Annotated in this window: 14 protein-coding genes; 10 read left to right on the top strand and 4 right to left on the bottom strand. The window is 58.2% G+C overall.

From position 1 onward, the window contains the following. The first annotated feature begins 330 nt into the window (after positions 1-330). The 4 genes from BJP61_RS02670 (at position 331) to hslO (ending at position 4,515) form a co-directional block, all read left to right on the top strand. On the top strand, positions 331-2,469 hold the full coding sequence (locus tag BJP61_RS02670; RefSeq protein WP_038867090.1) for an intracellular growth attenuator family protein: 2,139 nt from the start codon (positions 331-333) through the stop codon (positions 2,467-2,469). Positions 2,470-2,531: 62 nt separating this feature from the next. Next, positions 2,532-3,212 carry a GMP/IMP nucleotidase gene (yrfG, locus tag BJP61_RS02665; RefSeq protein ID WP_038867088.1) on the top strand — a complete coding sequence of 227 codons (681 nt, stop codon included), beginning with the start codon at positions 2,532-2,534 and terminating at the stop codon, positions 3,210-3,212. Next, positions 3,212-3,613, top strand: coding sequence for a ribosome-associated heat shock protein Hsp15 (hslR, locus tag BJP61_RS02660; protein ID WP_038867087.1), 402 nt, complete (start codon positions 3,212-3,214; stop codon positions 3,611-3,613). Before yrfG ends, hslR begins: the two co-directional genes overlap by 1 nt. 23 nt (positions 3,614-3,636) lie before the next feature. After that, entirely contained in the window at positions 3,637-4,515 is an 879-nt protein-coding gene (gene hslO, locus BJP61_RS02655; protein ID WP_038867086.1) for an Hsp33 family molecular chaperone HslO, read from the top strand. A gap of 50 nt (positions 4,516-4,565) precedes the next feature. On the opposite strand, the gene BJP61_RS02650 is transcribed toward hslO, so the two are convergent. Beyond that, the gene (locus tag BJP61_RS02650; RefSeq protein ID WP_171997796.1) at positions 4,566-6,278 is read right to left on the bottom strand and encodes a DUF4153 domain-containing protein; all 1,713 of its coding nucleotides are present in this window, start codon (positions 6,276-6,278) and stop codon (positions 4,566-4,568) included. A 428-nt stretch (positions 6,279-6,706) separates the two neighbouring features. On the opposite strand from BJP61_RS02650, the gene pckA reads away from it, so the two are divergent. Next, positions 6,707-8,326, top strand: coding sequence for a phosphoenolpyruvate carboxykinase (ATP) (gene pckA / locus BJP61_RS02645; protein ID WP_171997795.1), 1,620 nt, complete (start codon positions 6,707-6,709; stop codon positions 8,324-8,326). Between the two features lie 57 nt (positions 8,327-8,383). Here the strand turns inward: pckA and envZ are convergent, their stop codons facing one another. Together envZ and ompR are read right to left on the bottom strand one after the other, a co-directional pair. After that, positions 8,384-9,730 (bottom strand): two-component system sensor histidine kinase EnvZ, encoded by a 1,347-nt coding sequence (gene envZ / locus BJP61_RS02640; protein ID WP_038867082.1) that lies wholly within the window; start codon positions 9,728-9,730, stop codon positions 8,384-8,386. Then, a complete protein-coding gene (gene ompR, locus BJP61_RS02635; protein ID WP_006177890.1) occupies positions 9,727-10,446 on the bottom strand; it encodes a two-component system response regulator OmpR in 720 nt (239 codons plus the stop codon). Before ompR ends, envZ begins: the two co-directional genes overlap by 4 nt. Positions 10,447-10,789: 343 nt before the next feature. Between ompR and greB the strand changes: the two genes are divergently transcribed. From greB to feoC, 5 genes are all read left to right on the top strand, one after another. After that, positions 10,790-11,263 carry a transcription elongation factor GreB gene (gene greB / locus BJP61_RS02630; RefSeq protein ID WP_171997794.1) on the top strand — a complete coding sequence of 158 codons (474 nt, stop codon included), beginning with the start codon at positions 10,790-10,792 and terminating at the stop codon, positions 11,261-11,263. A gap of 112 nt (positions 11,264-11,375) precedes the next feature. Beyond that, entirely contained in the window at positions 11,376-13,700 is a 2,325-nt protein-coding gene (locus BJP61_RS02625) for a Tex family protein (RefSeq protein ID WP_075193285.1), read from the top strand. 599 nt (positions 13,701-14,299) lie between these two features. Further along, the gene (gene feoA, locus BJP61_RS02620) at positions 14,300-14,524 is read left to right on the top strand and encodes a ferrous iron transporter A (protein ID WP_038867066.1); all 225 of its coding nucleotides are present in this window, start codon (positions 14,300-14,302) and stop codon (positions 14,522-14,524) included. Between the two features lie 26 nt (positions 14,525-14,550). Next, complete coding sequence (feoB, locus tag BJP61_RS02615; protein WP_038867064.1) at positions 14,551-16,866, top strand: Fe(2+) transporter permease subunit FeoB; 2,316 nt, start codon at positions 14,551-14,553, stop codon at positions 16,864-16,866. Further along, entirely contained in the window at positions 16,866-17,102 is a 237-nt protein-coding gene (feoC, locus tag BJP61_RS02610) for a [Fe-S]-dependent transcriptional repressor FeoC (RefSeq protein ID WP_075193286.1), read from the top strand. The genes feoB and feoC overlap by 1 nt, the downstream gene beginning before the upstream one ends. Positions 17,103-17,135: 33 nt before the next feature. Here feoC and BJP61_RS02605 read toward each other — a convergent pair whose 3' ends face one another. Then, positions 17,136-17,405, bottom strand: coding sequence for a YdgH/BhsA/McbA-like domain containing protein (locus BJP61_RS02605; protein WP_038867060.1), 270 nt, complete (start codon positions 17,403-17,405; stop codon positions 17,136-17,138). Between the last annotated feature and the right edge of the window lie 55 nt (positions 17,406-17,460).

Raw genomic sequence — 17,460 nt, 5'->3', positions numbered from 1 at the left:
GGCCACCGGGTAACAATATCTTTGCTCATTGTGCGACACACCGCACGGTTCGGGCAATGCGAATCGTTTTTTTATTTACATTCCGGCAACCTCGCACGCGCATAAAACCCAAATACCCATTTATGTCAAGAGGTTGAATTTAAAATAAGAATTTGCTGATATTTCCGGCCTTCTCGCTTTGCTAACATTGATTTACTGCTGGTATGCCTCAAATAATTTCATTCGAATTGAACCCATACCTGTCGATTTTTGATCATTGTTCTGCCTTAATGTTGCATAGGCAATACTTGTTTACATTTGCACTGAGTACCGTGATTTGATGGGGAAAGCATGAGCACTTTGTTGATTTTCGTCGCTGCTATGCTGGCCTGCATCGTCATTGCAGGCTGGTGGATAAAGCGCAAAATTCGCCCCCGTCATCCCCGTTTACCCGCCCAGGTGTTTGCTGGCGCCACGACCCGTAAACTCAGCAGTGAAGAGCGTAGCGCCATCGAAAGCTATCTGGAAACGCTATCGCGTTTTCAGGATTCGCCGACGCCGACCGGCGCCATCAAAGCGCCCGTAAAATTAACGCTGACACAAAACAGCGGCACCGTCTACAGCATCCGTCGCGCCATCACCCGCTACGGCCTGTCTTCCGATGACCCGAACAAATGGCGCTACTACCTGGATTCGGTGGAAGTGCACCTGCCGCCATTCTGCGAGCAATACATTACCGACGACAACAGCGTCGAGCTTATTCGTACCGCTACGCTGCCGCTGGTTATCTCGCTTAACGGCCATTCGCTGCAGGAACATGTGCATGAGGCGCGCGGCTATGTGCTGGAAGGACCGACGTCTGGCCTGGCGTCCATTCGCGGCGAAGAGAGCGAGCAGATTGAACTGCTGAATATACGCCAGGAGACGCAGGAAGAGCACGCGCTTGGCCGCCCGGACGGGCTGCGTGAGGCGCTGCTGATCTGCGCCTCATTCGTGCTCTTTTTCCTCTGTCTCGTGACGCCGCCAGTCATGCTTCCCTGGCTTGCCGGGGGTGCGATTCTGCTCCTCGGCGCGGGCCTGTGGGGGCTTTACGCGCCGCCGGCGAAAACGGCGCTGCGCGAAATTCACTGTCTGCGTGGCACGCCGAAACGCTGGGGCCTGTTTGGCGAAACCAATCAGGAACAGCTTAATAATATTTCGCTTGGCATTATCGATCTCATCTATCCGGCCCACTGGCAGCCGTTTATCGCTCACGATTTAGGGCAGAAAACGGATATTGATATCTATATGGATCGCCATGTCGTGCGCCAGGGTCGTTTTCTGTCGCTGCATGATGAAGTCAAACATTTTCCGTTGCAGCACTGGCTGCGCAGCGCGGTCATCGGCGCGGGCGCGCTGCTGGTATTGCTGCTCCTGACGCTCTGGGTGCCGCTCGATATGCCGTTCAAGCTGACTATCTCGTGGCTTAAAGGTGCGCAAACGGTCGAGGCGACCAGCGTCGCGCAACTGGAAGAAGCGGGCCTGCGTGTCGGCGATACGCTGCGTATTGACGGCACCGGCATGTGTAACATTCATCTGCCGGGCCGCTACACCACGCGCCAGAACTACCCGTTTATGCCGTTCGACTGCTCGCAAATTCTCTGGAATAACGCAAGCCCCCTGCCCCTGCCGGAATCCGACACGGTGACCAAAGCCACTGCGCTGGCAGAGGCGGTAAATCGTCAGCTGCATCCGCAGGAAGGCGACACCAAAATTAACCCGCAACTGGCCTCGGCCATTCAGAAATCGGGCATGGTGCTGCTGGATGATTTCGCCGAGATCGTGCTGAAAACCGAAGCGCTGTGTACGGGCGAAGAAGAATGCGTAAGGCTTAAAAACGCGCTGGTGAACCTCGGCAATACCAAAGACTGGCCGTCGCTGGTCAAACGCGCCGGCGAAGGCAAGCTCGACGGCATTAACGTGCTGCTGCGCCCGGTCAGCGCCGAATCGCTCGATAATCTGGTCATCGCCTCGACGGCGCCATTCTTCGTGCGCGAAACCAGCCGCGCCGCGCAGTCGCTGAACAGCCCGCCGCCGGGCGGCTTTATGATTGTCAGCGACGAAGGCAAGGATATGGTCAACCAGCCGCTGCCGCCGACGTCGTTGTATGACTTCCCGCCGCAGGAGCAGTGGAAAGAGTTCCAGCGCCTGGCCGGTATGTTAATGCAGACCCCGTTCCACGCGGAAGGCGTCGTCACCAGCCTGCGCACCGATGCTAACGGCACGCAGCACGTCACGCTGAGCAGCGTGCCGGACAGCGCCGGGCTGTGGCGCTACTTCGGCACGTCGTTGTTAATGCTGATTATGCTCGTCTGCGCGCTCTATAACGGCGTCGTAGCCCTGCGTCGCTGGCAGCGCAGCCGCACCCGCATTGAAGAAATCCAGCGCTATTACGAAAACTGCTTTAACCCGCAACTGGTCCCCTCCGCAGATATTCGCCCCCTGTTCTGATAATCCGGCGGCGACGGGTTTATGGTAACCTGTCGCCCCTTTTTCCTCAGGCGGGAGTTCCTATGCCTATTGATATCGCCTGGCAGGAGGTTGATACCGTTCTGCTGGACATGGACGGCACGCTGCTCGATCTGGCGTTCGATACCTTTTTCTGGCAGAAGCTGGTCCCCGAAACCTTGAGCCAGCAGCGCGGCATTCCGCTGGATGACGCCCACCACCAGATCCGCGCCGAATATCATGCCGTGCAGCATACGCTAAACTGGTACTGTCTGGATTACTGGAGCGATCGCCTGGGGCTGGATATCTGCGCCATGACGACGGAACAGGGGCCGCGCGCGTTGATACGCGAAGACACCGTGCCGTTTCTCGACGCGCTGAAAGCCTGCGGTAAGCGGCGTATTCTGCTGACCAACGCGCATCCGCATAATCTGGCAGTGAAGCTTGAGCATACCGGGCTTGCTCAGCACCTTGATTTATTGCTTTCCACCCACACATTTGGTTATCCAAAAGAGGATCAGCGGTTATGGCAGGCCGTTGCCCGGCACACCGGTCTTGACGCGTCGCGCACGCTGTTTATCGACGACAGCGAGCCGATTCTCGACGCCGCCGCGCGGTTTGGTATTCGCTACTGTCTCGGCGTCACCAATCCTGATTCAGGCGTTGCGGATAAATGCTATCAGCGCCATCCGGCGCTTGGCGATTACCGTCGTCTGATCCCCTCGCTGCAAACCGAGGAGTCGTGATGAAAGAAAAATCCACCGAAGGGGTTCGCCTGGACAAATGGCTCTGGGCGGCGCGCTTCTATAAAACCCGCACGCTGGCCCGCGAGATGATCGAAGGCGGCAAAGTGCACTACAACGGGCAACGGACGAGACCGAGTAAAATTATCGAACCGAACGCAGTATTAACTCTGCGTCAGGGAAACGATGAACGCACGCTGGTGGTGAAAGGAATAACCGACCAGCGTCGCCCGGCAGCCGAGGCGGTACTGCTGTACGAAGAGACGGCAGAAAGTATCGAAAAGCGTGAAAAACTTGCGCTGGCGCGTAAACTCAACGCCCTTTCCATGCCGCATCCGGATCGTCGCCCGGATAAAAAAGAGCGCCGCGATCTGATCAAATTTAAATTTGGCGACAGCGAATAACCGTCACGCCAGGAGAGAGAATAATGGCTCAACACGACCAACTACACCGCTATCTTTTTGAAAATTATGCCGTGCGCGGCGAACTGGTGACGGTTTCAGAAACCTGGAAACAGATCCTTGAAAACCATGACTATCCGCTGCCGGTTAAGACGCTGCTGGGCGAACTGCTGGTCGCCACCAGCCTGCTGACCGCCACGCTGAAATTCGCGGGCGATATTACCGTGCAGCTGCAAGGCGACGGGCCGATGACGCTTGCGGTTATTAATGGCAACAATCAGCAGCAGATGCGCGGCGTCGCGCGTGTGCAGGGCGAAGTTCCGGCGGACGCGGACCTGAAAACGCTGGTCGGCAACGGCTATCTGGTCATCACCATCACACCGGAAGAAGGCGAACGCTATCAGGGCGTAGTGGGGCTGGAAGGCGATACCCTGGCCGCATGCCTGGAAGATTACTTTATGCGTTCCGAACAGCTGCCGACCCGCCTGTTTATCCGCACCGGCGAAGCGCAGGGACAGCCAGCCGCAGGCGGTATGCTCCTGCAGGTGCTGCCGGCGCAGGATGCCCAGACGGATGACTTTAACCATCTGGCGACGCTGACCGAAACCATTAAGGCGGATGAGTTGTTCACACTGCCTGCCAATGAGGTGCTGTGGCGTCTCTATCATGAAGAAGAAGTGACCGTTTACGATCCGCAGGCAGTGGAGTTCAAATGCACCTGTTCGCGTGAACGTTGCGCAGACGCGCTGCGCACGCTGCCGGATGAAGAAGTCACGCAGATTCTGGAAGAAGATGGCGAAGTGGATATGCACTGTGACTACTGTGGCACCCACTATGTGTTCGACGCGATGGATATCGCCGGGATCCGCAAAAACGCCTCTCCGGCCGATCCGCAGGTGCATTAATACCTGCTGCGCTTCCCGCCGCCTGGCGGGAAGCGCTTCATTGATACTGTTTATTCCTGATAGCTGAGCGTTATCTTCACGCCACCGATATCCACGTCCTGCCAGGCTTTATCTTTTCCTTTGATTTGATTGGCGCGCAGCGCCTGCCCAAACGCCTCGCGGCTCAGGCTTTCCGGTACAGCCATACTCCAGCCGACCTGCTGCCACTGGCCATTTTCGCGCTGCGCCACGCTACAACTGCGATCAACACTGCTGCACAGCAGCACTTCTTTTTGCCCGTCATGATTCAGATCCAGCATCGATACCACACAGCTTCCCTTCTCATATAAACAGCTGCGCACATTGTAGGCGTTCTCTCCCCGCGCCCACTTCCACCAGCTCTCGTCAGGTGCCGCCGTGCCGTTTGCAAGGGTAATCGCGCGGCGCAGGCTCTCCTCGCCGACAGGCGCCGTGGCTTCCTGGGAGAGTATGCTGTTCATGGCCTGACGGTTTTCCGGGTCCGCCATAAACGTTGTGTTGTTGCGCAGCGTATTCAGCGCCGCCTGCCCGCGTCGCCCGGCGTGCTGGAGCATATACAGGCTCAGGTAGTCGGCCTTTTGCGTCCCGCGCTCGTAGCGCGCCATCTGGCTGTCCACACTGATGCGCCACGGGTCGAGCACCGGCGAATGGCTTAATACTAACAGCGCGAACGAAAACACCATCACCACGCGCCCGCCGGTGTCATTACCCTGTTCGCCGGTTTTCGCCCCGCGGACTACGCGAAGCGCAGCGCCCACCGCCCAGCACAGCACCGTCGCGGTGATAAGGGCGGCGTAAACGCGCGATGGCGTCCAGCCATACTGCTGCACGCGCAGCCACAGCGACCACGCGGCCAGCGCGGCAAATAGCGGGGTCATAATCAACCCGGCGTTATTGAGCAGACGCAGCGCCTTGTGCGCCGGCGGCGCGCTGCGCCACGGGGCGTCCGCCAGGCTTGCGAGCGCCAGCAGCATCAGCGCCAGCGTGTTCAGCAGCGCGTTACAGGAGGTGCGCGCCGCCAGCCCGTCAAGCCCGACAAACGGCAGCGTGACTAAAAACAGCAGCGCGATAAGCGCGGCGAGCGGCAGCAGGCCGGATGCTGCCAGCGTCAGAAAGCGGATCAGCGCCTCGGTAATGCGTGTCTGGCTGCGACAGAGCAGCAGGCAGACCACGCCGGAGACCGTCACCATGACAAAGCCGAAGAGCGGCGTGTTGAAAAATAGCGTCTCGAAGAAACCAATATTCACCGCGCTAAAAAGCTTCGCCCACAGCAGCAGCACGCCCCAGAAAACGCCAGCCAGCGCCAGCGCCAGCAGCAGCGCCACACCGTTGTTCCATAACGCCAGGCAGCGCGAAACCGGCGCGCCCTCGTTGCTGTCGCGTTGCAGCCAGGGCATGGCGATAAAGAGCGTGGCGGCCAGATGGAAATACCAGCTCACCACCATTTCACTGGCGTCCAGTTCATCGACGCCCGCGATTGACCAGCGCATCCAGCCGGACATCAGCCCGACCAGCAGCATCAGGGCGCCCGTCATCAGCCAGAAACGCGGCGCGCGCAGGCGCACCGCCGCCAGCGCAACGCTGACGCAGAGCGTTATCGCCAGCGAGTGCACTATCAGCGCCGAGCCCTGGCTCATCACAATAAGGTTGTGCGGGCCCGTTAAATACATCAGCAGGCCGCAGAGCGCGGCGATAACCACGATGCCCAGGCGCGTCGTGCGCGCTAAGGGGAGGAGTTCAGACATAGCGATAATCCTTTAAAAACGCATTTATGCGTTGAATATAAACCGCGTTGGTGAAGTGAGCGTGAAGTGTCAAGAACGCCATTTGATACGCCAGGCGCGCAGGCGCGTCAGCAAAAAGACGATTATCCAGTGCGATCGCACGCCGGTTTTGGTTTTCACAGAAAAGATAATTTTCTTCAGGAAAGCGCTTACAGTCACAAAGTGCGGGTTTAGCGGGTGGCTTTTATAACATATTCGGAACAATTAACGCGTTCACAGATAAAATGTTGCCATACTCTGAGTCCCGTCGTGACCGGTCTCACAGAACTTTCCACTATGGCGCGCCTGGCGACCCATCAGTTACGTAAATCTATGAAGCCTGTCGCGGTTAACGTCCCCGGAACAACCCTACAATTTCAGGCAGTATAAATTGGCTAAGGAGCAGTGAAATGCGAGTTACAGGCATAACCCCGCAGGATCTCAAGGCTTACGGTATCAACGACGTCCAGGAGGTGGTTTATAACCCCGATTATGAAACGCTCTATCGCGAAGAACTCGATCCTTCGCTGGAAGGCTACGAGCGTGGGGTGCTGACAAATCTGGGTGCGGTGGCCGTGGACACGGGAATTTTTACCGGCCGTTCGCCAAAGGATAAATACATCGTGCGCGATGACACCACGCGAGACACGCTCTGGTGGTCCGACAATGGCAAAGGCAAGAATGACAACAAACCGCTGACGCCGGAAAACTGGCAGCATCTGAAAGGCCTGGTAACGCAGCAGCTTTCCGGCAAACGCCTGTTTATCGTCGATGCGTTCTGCGGTGCCAACCCGGATAGCCGCCTGTCGGTGCGTTTTATTACCGAAGTGGCCTGGCAGGCGCATTTCGTTAAGAACATGTTCATTCGCCCGTCCGATGAAGAACTGGAAGGCTTCGAACCCGATTTCATCGTGATGAACGGCGCGAAGTGCACCAACCCTGACTGGAAAACGCAGGGGCTGAACTCCGAGAATTTCGTGGCCTTCAACCTGACCGAACGGATGCAGCTTATCGGCGGTACCTGGTACGGCGGCGAGATGAAAAAAGGCATGTTCTCGATTATGAACTACCTGCTGCCGCTGAAAGGCATCGCGTCGATGCACTGCTCGGCGAACGTCGGCGAGAAAGGCGACGTGGCGGTGTTCTTCGGTCTCTCCGGCACCGGTAAAACCACGCTCTCCACCGATCCGAAACGCCGTCTTATCGGCGATGACGAACATGGCTGGGACGATGATGGCGTGTTTAACTTCGAAGGCGGCTGCTACGCTAAAACCATTCGCCTTTCTGAAGACGCCGAGCCGGATATCTATCACGCCATCCGCCGCGACGCGCTGCTGGAAAACGTGACCGTGCGCGACGACGGCAGCATCGATTTCGACGACGCGTCGAAAACCGAAAACACCCGCGTCTCTTACCCGATTTACCACATCGATAACATCGTCAAGCCGGTGTCGAAGGCGGGCCACGCGACCAAAGTTATCTTCCTGACTGCCGATGCGTTCGGCGTTCTGCCGCCGGTCTCCCGTCTGACCGCCAGCCAGACGCAGTATCACTTTCTTTCCGGCTTTACGGCTAAACTCGCGGGCACCGAGCGCGGCGTGACCGAGCCGACGCCGACGTTTTCGGCCTGCTTCGGCGCGGCGTTCCTGATGCTGCACCCGACACAATACTCGGAAGTGCTGGTCAAACGCATGCAGTCGGCAGGCGCGCAGGCGTATCTGGTCAATACCGGCTGGAACGGCACCGGCAAGCGCATCTCGATTAAGGATACCCGTGCGATTATCGACGCCATCCTGAACGGGTCGCTGGATGACGCCGAAACCTTCACGCTGCCGCTGTTTAACCTGGCTATCCCAACCAGCCTGCCGGGCGTTGACGAGCATATCCTTGACCCGCGTAACACATATGCCTCACCGGAGCAGTGGCAGGAGAAAGCGCAGCAGCTGGCGAAACTGTTCATCAGCAACTTTGAGAAATATACCGACACGCCTGCGGGCGCCGCGCTGGTGAGCGCCGGCCCGCAACGTTAAGCGGATACACGTAAAAACGGCTCCGTAAAGGAGCCGTTTTTTTATGGCGTTACGTTATCAACTGTTTTTCGCAACCGCCGTACCCACTGGTACCGGCAGCCAGGCGCGAATGCGCAGCCCCCCGCGCTCACTTTTGCCGATATCCAGTAAACCATGATGGTTATCGATAATACGCTGCACAATGGCAAGCCCAAGCCCCGTGCCGCTGGTGCTGCGCGCGCTGTCGCCGCGCACGAATGGTTGCAGCAGATGTTTAAGCTGCGACGGCTCAATGCCCGGCCCGTCATCTTCCACCTGGAACCACGCGCGGTTGAGTTCGGTGCCGCTACTCACTTTGATCCAGCCGTTGCCGTAGCGCGCGGCGTTCACCACCATGTTCGCCACGGCGCGTTTGATGGAGAGCGGATGAATACGCAGCGGAATTTCGCCGCTTTGCAACGCCGTTTCTATCTCGCGCTCATAGCCGCTTTCCGAGGCGATCACTTCGCCCAGCACCGCGTTAAGATCGGCGGTTTCCAGCGGCATCTCCTGTCCGGTACGCAGATAATCGATGAACTGTTCGATGATGGCGTTGCACTCTTCGATATCTTTATTGATCGACTCCGCCAGATAGCCGTCGCCCTCGCTCATCATCTCAGTCGCCAGACGAATGCGCGTCAGCGGCGTGCGCAGGTCGTGGCTGACGCCCGCCATCAGAAGCGTGCGGTCGTCGGCGAGCTGTTTCACGCCTGCGGCCATATGGTTAAAGGCGCGCGTCACTGAACGCACCTCGGAGGCGCCATATTCGCGCAGCGGCGGCGGAATGATCCCTTTACCGACCTGCAACGCCGCGTGTTCCAGCTCCACCAGCGGCCGGTTCTGGATACGAATAAACAGCCACGCGCCACCGATCGCCAGCAGCATTATCGCCAGCGTATAGCGGAACAGCGGCGAAAAATCGCCCTGATGAATTTCAGTCAGCGGCACGCGTACCCAGATATTGGGCGACAGCCAGGTTTTCAGCCACACTACCGGCGAGCTTTTATTGACCTCGACACGAACTTCCGTCGGGCCGCCAAGCTGCTGCGCCATCTGCTGGCTTAAAAACTCATAATGCTGCGCCCAGCGCAACCCCGCCTCTTCCGCCGCCTCGTTGGCGTACAGCGAAATGCCAAGCTCGCGGTAGATCTCGCGGCGAAACGCCGGCGGCACCACCAGCTGCGTCCCGTCCTCCAGCTGCAGTTTATCGGTCATCAGCATACGGACTTCGTAGGCCAGGACTTTATTAAACTGCTGGAGGCTCGGTAGGATGGCGAAGTTAAGCACCACCAGGTAGGTCGTCACCAGGCTTGCGAACAGCAAGGTGACGATTAAAAGCAGCGTGCGGGCGAAAGAACTACGAGGCGAGAAGCGCAGCTTCCTCATGCTTTAGCGCCGTCCGGCACAAAGACGTAGCCCAGGCCCCAGACGGTCTGGATATAGCGCGGGTGCGCCGGATCTTCTTCCACCATACGACGCAGGCGGGAAATCTGTACGTCGATAGAGCGCTCCATTGCGGAATATTCGCGACCGCGCGCCAGGTTCATCAGCTTATCGCGCGACAGCGGTTCACGCGGGTGGCTGACCAGCGCTTTCAGCACGGCAAACTCGCCGCTGGTAAGCGGCATCGGCTCATCTTCGCGGAACATCTCGCGGGTGCCGAGGTTCAGTTTGAATTTGCCGAAGGCGATCACGGCTTCTTCCTGCGACGGCGCGCCCGGCAGCTCATTCGCCTGACGGCGCAGCACGGCACGGATGCGGGCCAGCAGCTCGCGCGGGTTAAACGGTTTCGGGATATAGTCGTCGGCACCAATTTCCAGCCCCACGATGCGGTCCACCTCTTCGCCTTTCGCGGTCACCATGATTATCGGCATCGGGTTACTCTGGCTGCGCAGACGGCGGCAGATAGAAAGCCCATCTTCGCCGGGGAGCATCAGATCAAGCACCATCAGGTGGAAGGACTCACGGGTCAGCAGGCGGTCCATCTGTTCGGCGTTTGCCACGCTGCGCACCTGGAAGCCTTGCTCGGTGAGGTAACGCTCAAGCAGCGCGCGCAGGCGCATATCGTCATCCACCACCAGAATCTTGTAATTTTCTTGCATTGTGTTTACTCCCAAAGGCTCAAACAGTTGTAACGCCATTCTAAAAAAGTGTGCGTCAGCCGGTGAGTTAAATCTGGTATATATTCTAGTCGAAATTGTTACAAAGCATATTTAACAGCAGCTTATCTTCACTTTCCATCACAAAACCGGCGTGTCCTTAAGGAACGGCATAATGACGCTGCCGACATCACCCTAATCATAAACGAACTGGCGTATTTCGTATGCTCATGCTGATTTTTAACGCAGGTCGACATCGCCGCGCGCTTTCGCGGCGCAGGCGCTTCACATTCGCCACCGCGCCCGCTAAGGTACGGACGTTAAAATTATCAGCGAAGGCCAGCCGATGAAAACGCCGTTAATTACCCGCGAAGGTTACGAAAAACTCAAAAAAGAGCTCGATTATCTGTGGCGCGAGGAGCGGCCTGAAGTCACCAAAAAAGTGACCTGGGCGGCAAGTCTCGGCGATCGCAGCGAAAACGCCGACTATCAGTACAACAAAAAGCGCCTGCGCGAAATCGACCGCCGCGTGCGCTATCTCACCAAATGCCTTGAGCATTTAAAAATCGTCGACTATTCGCCGCAGCAGGAAGGCAAAGTCTTTTTCGGCGCCTGGGTCGAAGTGGAAAATGACAACGGCGACATGAAGCGCTTTCGCATTGTCGGCTACGACGAGATTTTTGGCCGCAAAGACTACATCTCTATCGACTCCCCGATGGCGCGCGCGCTGCTTAAAAAAGAGGAAGGCGACGTAGCGACGGTGCAGACGCCGGGCGGCGAAGCCACCTGGTATGTCAACGCGATTGAATATGTGAAGTAGCCAACCCCGGATAGCTCCGAAACCCGCCACGGGCGCGGCTACGGCTGGCATTTTTACCCTTCAGTCCGTATAACTGTGCCCTGACTTTTTGTACTTAACAGATGATATTGCCATGATGAATAATTCGCTCAGTCGTATTATCGCCAGTGAGCTTCAGGCCAGGGATGAACAGGTAGACGCTGCCATTCGCCTGCTTGATGAAGGGAACACCGTGCCGTTTATCGCACGCTATCGTAAGGAGGTCACCGGCGGTCTGGACGATACCCAGTTACGTCAGCTGGAGACACGTCTGGGCTATCTGCGCGAACTGGAAGAACGCCGCGCGTCTATCCTTAAATCGATTGCCGATCAGGGCAAACTCACCGACGAACTTCAGGCGGCCATTACCGGCACCCAGAGCAAAACCGAGCTTGAAGATCTCTATCTGCCCTACAAACCGAAGCGCCGCACCCGCGGACAAATCGCCATCGAGGCGGGTCTTGAGCCGCTGGCGGATCTGCTGTGGAGTGACCCGTCCCATGAACCGGACGCGGAAGCGGCGAAATTTATCGACGCCGGGAAAGGCGTGGCCGACACCAAAGCGGCGCTCGACGGCGCGCGTTATATCCTGATGGAGCGTTTCGCCGAAGACGCGGCTCTGCTCGCCAAAGTCCGTGACTACCTGTGGAAAAACGCGCACCTGGTCTCGACTGTTGTGCCGGGCAAAGAGGAAGAAGGCGCTAAATTCCGCGACTATTTCGCGCACCATGAACCGATCGCCACGGTGCCGTCGCACCGCGCGCTGGCGATGTTCCGCGGGCGCAACGAAGGCGTATTGCAGCTCTCGCTCAACGCCGACCCGCAGTTCGACGAGCCGCCGCGCGAAAGCTACTGTGAGCAAATTATCACCGATCACCTGGGCCTGCGCCTGAACAACGCCCCGGCTGACAGCTGGCGTAAAGGCGTGGTGAGCTGGACCTGGCGCATCAAAGTGCTGATGCATCTGGAAACCGAGCTGATGAGCACGCTGCGCGAACGCGCAGAAGACGAGGCGATCAATGTATTCGCCCGCAACCTGCACGATCTGCTGATGGCGGCCCCGGCGGGCCTGCGCGCCACGATGGGCCTCGATCCAGGCCTGCGCACCGGCGTAAAAGTGGCGGTCGTGGACGCGACCGGCAAGCTGGTGGCTACCGACACCGTTTATCCACACACCGGCCAGGCGGCGAAAGCGGCGGTCGTGATCGCGGCGCTTTGCGAGAAGCATAATGTGGAGCTGGTGGCTATCGGCAACGGCACCGCGTCGCGCGAAACCGAACGTTTCTTCCTCGACGTGCAGAAGCAGTTCCCGAAAGTGACCGCGCAAAAGGTGATTGTCAGCGAGGCGGGCGCATCGGTTTATTCCGCCTCCGAGCTGGCGGCGCAGGAATTCCCGGATCTCGACGTCTCGCTGCGCGGCGCGGTGTCTATCGCGCGTCGCCTGCAGGATCCGCTGGCGGAGCTGGTAAAAATCGACCCGAAATCCATCGGCGTGGGCCAGTATCAGCATGACGTCAGCCAGTCGCAGCTGGCGCGCAAACTGGACGCCGTAGTGGAAGACTGCGTAAACGCCGTCGGCGTCGATCTGAACACCGCCTCGGTGCCGCTGCTGACGCGCGTGGCGGGCCTGACGCGCATGATGGCGCAGAATATCGTCGCCTGGCGCGACGAGAATGGCCAGTTCCGCAACCGCCAGCAGTTGCTCAAGGTAAGCCGTCTGGGGCCGAAAGCGTTTGAACAGTGCGCCGGGTTTCTGCGTATCAACCACGGCGACAACCCGCTTGATGCCTCGACCGTACACCCGGAAGCCTACCCGGTAGTGGAGCGCATTCTGGCGGCAACCGAACAGTCGCTGCGTGACCTGATGGGCAATAGCAGCGCGCTGCGTAACGTCAGGGCGGTGGATTTCACCGACGAGCGTTTCGGGGTGCCGACCGTGACCGACATCATCAAAGAGCTGGAAAAACCCGGCCGCGATCCGCGTCCGGAGTTCAAAACCGCTCAGTTCGCCGACGGCGTGGAGACGATGAACGACCTCCAGCCGGGTATGGTGCTGGAAGGCGCGGTGACAAATGTGACTAATTTCGGCGCGTTTGTGGATATCGGCGTGCATCAGGACGGGTTAGTGCATATTTCGTCGCTGTCCGACCGGTTCGTAGACGATCCGCATACCGTGGTGAAAGCGGGCGATATCGTGAAAGTGAAAGTGCTGGAAGTGGATTTGCAGCGTAAGCGTATCGCGCTGACCATGCGTCTCGATGAGCAGCCGGGCGAAGGTAATGCCCGGCGCGGCGGCAATAGCAACCGCGAGCAAAACAGCCGCCCGGCGCAGAACCGCAAGCCACAGCGGGAAAGCGCCAGCAGCGGCAACAGCGCGATGAGCGACGCGCTCGCCGCTGCGTTTGGCAAAAAGCGGTAAGCATCCGCGACAGTTAAAGGCCGGGAAACCGGCCTTTTTTATTGGGTCAGGGATGACGGGTTGTCGCGGGTGCTGGCGCGTCGGATGTGCGACCACGGGTACGCTTACCCGCCCTACGTTCAACAGCTTTTTTGTAGAGTCGATAAGCGCAGGGAGGATAAGCGCAGCGCATCCACTTTTAACAGCGACGCCGCTGCCCCCTGCGCGCCACGTTCTTTATTTAAATAACGCCACACTCTGAAATAAAAATAAATATGTGCGCGGTTACATTTTTCATTTAAATAACAATAGCGCCAAATAAATAACACGCGGATATTCAGGCAAACCACCACTACGCCCGCAATTTAATTTAACCTTATGAATCATAAACAATAACGGTATATAAAACGCCTGCTGACGCGTGACAGCGCTGATTTTTTTGCGCCAGAACAAATAAAGTTCAGAAATTATCGCTGCGCCGCAATATTGCGTTGCAGATAAAAACCATTCTCATTACCATCTTAATCAGATTAACATCCCTTCCCGCGCAATAATCGGCTTTCGGCCGTTGTATAGCCACGGCTCACCGCCGCTGAGCGCATCCGGAATAAGCAGGTTTTATGCAATTCACACCGAATAGTAGCTGGAAAATCACCGGTTTCGCCCGGGAAATTAGCCCGGCGTACCGCCAGAAATTATTGTCGCTCGGCATGCTGCCGGGCTCGTCGTTTGAGGTAAAACGCGTCGCACCGTTGGGTGATCCAATTCATATCGAAACCCGACGCGTAAGCCTGGTGCTGCGAAAAAAAGATTTGTCGCTGTTGCAGGTTGAAGCGGCCCGCTGACCTCTCTCGTTATTGAGTGTATGCAAATGAAAAAATTAACCATCGGCTTAATTGGCAATCCGAACTCCGGTAAAACTACGCTGTTTAATCAGCTAACCGGCGCGCGTCAGCGCGTGGGCAACTGGGCGGGCGTCACGGTGGAGCGCAAGGAAGGCAGCTTCGTCACTACCGATAATCAGGTCACGCTGGTCGACCTGCCCGGCACTTATTCGCTGACGACCATCTCCTCCCAGACCTCGCTGGATGAACAGATCGCGTGCCATTACATTCTCGGCGGCGAGGCGGATCTGTTAATAAACGTGGTCGACGCCTCCAACCTTGAGCGCAATCTCTATCTCACGCTGCAACTGCTGGAACTCGGCATCCCGTGCGTGGTGGCGTTAAACATGCTGGATATCGCGGAAAAGCAAAACATTCGAATCGACATTGACGCGCTGGCGAGCCGCCTCGGCTGCCCGGTCGTGCCGCTGGTTTCCACACGGGCGCGCGGCATCGACAGTTTGAAACTGGCGATTGACCGGCATCAGCGCAATCAGGATATCGAGCGCGTGCACTACCCGGCGCCGCTGATGGAGGCCGCGGACGCGCTGGCGTCAGCGATGCCCGGTGAACTTTCCGCGCAGCAGCGCCGCTGGCTCGGCCTGCAAATGCTCGAAGGCGATATCTACAGCCGCAGCGTGGCTGGCGCGGCAACCGCCCGGCTCCCGCAGACGCTGGCTACGCTTGAAACGCAGCTTGATGACCCGGCGCTGCATATTGTCGATGCCCGTTATCAGAGCATCGCAGCCATTTGCGACGCGGTCAGCAACAGCCTTACCGCCGAGCCGCACCGTCTCACAGCGGCGGTAGATAAAATTATCCTCAACCGCTTCCTTGGCCTGCCGGTGTTTTTGGGCGTGATGTATCTGATGTTCCTGCTCGCCATTAACATCGGCGGCGCGTTGCAGCCGATTTTCGATGCGGGATCGGTGGCGATTTTTATTCACGGGCTACAGTGGGTTGGCTATACGCTGCACTTCCCTGCCTGGCTGACGCTGTTTCTGGCCCAGGGGATCGGCGGCGGCATCAATACCGTGCTGCCGCTGGTGCCGCAAATCGGCATGATGTACCTGTTTCTGTCGTTTCTTGAGGATTCCGGTTATATGGCCCGCGCGGCGTTTGTAATGGACCGTCTGATGCAGGCGCTGGGGCTGCCGGGCAAATCGTTCGTGCCGCTGATTGTCGGTTTCGGCTGCAACGTGCCGTCGGTGATGGGCGCACGCACGCTGGATGCCCCACGCGAGCGGCTGATGACCATCATGATGGCGCCGTTTATGTCCTGCGGCGCCCGACTGGCGATTTTCGCGGTGTTCGCCGCCGCCTTTTTCGGTAATGACGGCGCGCTGGTGGTCTTTTCGCTCTATCTGCTCGGCATCGTGATGGCGGTCCTGACGGGCCTGATGCTGAAATATACCCTGATGCGCGGCGAAGCCACGCCGTTTGTGATGGAACTGCCGGTCTACCATGTGCCGCACCTGAAAAGCCTGCTGTTACAGACCTGGCAGCGCCTGAAAGGCTTTGTGCTGCGGGCCGGGAAAGTGATTGTGGTGGTTAGCGTATTTATTGGCGCGCTTAACAGCTTTTCGTTCAGCGGCCAGACCGTGGACAACATTAATGATTCCGCGCTGGCCTCCGTCAGCCGTGTACTGACACCGCTGCTGGCGCCGATTGGCGTGCAGGACGACAACTGGCAGGCCACCGTCGGGTTATTCACCGGCGCGATGGCGAAAGAAGTGGTGGTCGGTACGCTGAACACGCTCTACACCGCTGAAAATATCCACGAGGCGCCGTTCGACGCCGCGAGCTTCAGCCTGACGGACGAACTCACCGGCGCGCTGACCGAGACTTGGCAGAGCCTGAAAGACACGTTCAGCCTGAGCGTGCTGGCAAACCCGATCGAGGCCAGCAAAGGCGATGGCGAGATGGCCACCGGCGCGATGGGCGTGATGAGCGCTAAATTCGGCAGCGAAGCCGCCGCTTACAGCTATCTGGTGTTTGTGCTGCTCTATATCCCGTGCATTTCGGTCATGGGCGCAATTGCCCGCGAGTCGAGCCGCGGCTGGATGGGCTTCTCGATTCTCTGGGGCCTGAACATCGCGTATTCGCTGGCGACGCTGTTTTACCAGGGCGCGACGTTCCAGGCGCATCCGCTCTACAGCCTGACGGCGATGCTGACCGTCGTGCTGTTTAACGTGGCGCTGATTACCGCGCTGCGCCGGGCGCGTAGCCGGGTGGATGTGAGCCTGCTGGCGTCGCGCCGCGACGCGCACTGCTGCGATACGCCCGCCGGGGAGTGCCACTAATGGCCACGCTGATGGAGGTGCGGGATCTGCTGGCGCTGTCAGGGAGAATGGATGCGCAGCGCATCAGCGACCAGCTTGCCGCGCCGCTGCCGCTGATTAACGCGATGCTCAGCCGGCTGGAGGCGATGGGGAAAGCGGAGCGTCAGGAGGATGAAGTATCGGGCTGTCTGAGCGGCAGTTGTCGACGCTGCCCGGAGGGCAAAGCCTGCCGTAAAGAAGTGTGGCGGCTGCGGTAGTATGAAGGGCGGGCACGATACCCGCCCTTTTTGTTACTTGTAAACATCCGCCGTGGCGTGAATATCTTTGCCGGTTTTCTCGCCGCTGGTGATGACATAATATTTGCCGCCCATCTCATCAGCTTTCTTGACCAGCTCTTCTTTCGCATCCATCGGCGCGGTGCCTTTGTCAGAGACGATAGTGCCGATTTTGGTCAGATTCATCTCTTTCACTTTATCTTTTTGCAGCTCTTCCGCCGCCAGCGCGCCAAACGACAGCGAACCCAGAACAACAGATAACAGCATACCCGTGCGTAGTTTCATGTTTTTGGCTTCCTGTTCAGATGATTTAAAAGGGCGCTGCGAAAAACGCCCCGAT

Origin of the sequence: Cronobacter sp. JZ38 (assembly GCF_008932145.1) — a bacterium.
In the GTDB taxonomy this organism is placed as follows: domain Bacteria; phylum Pseudomonadota; class Gammaproteobacteria; order Enterobacterales; family Enterobacteriaceae; genus Cronobacter; species Cronobacter muytjensii.
The sequence above is the reverse complement of the archived record's forward strand: the minus strand, read 5'-3'. Positions and strand labels throughout refer to the sequence as shown.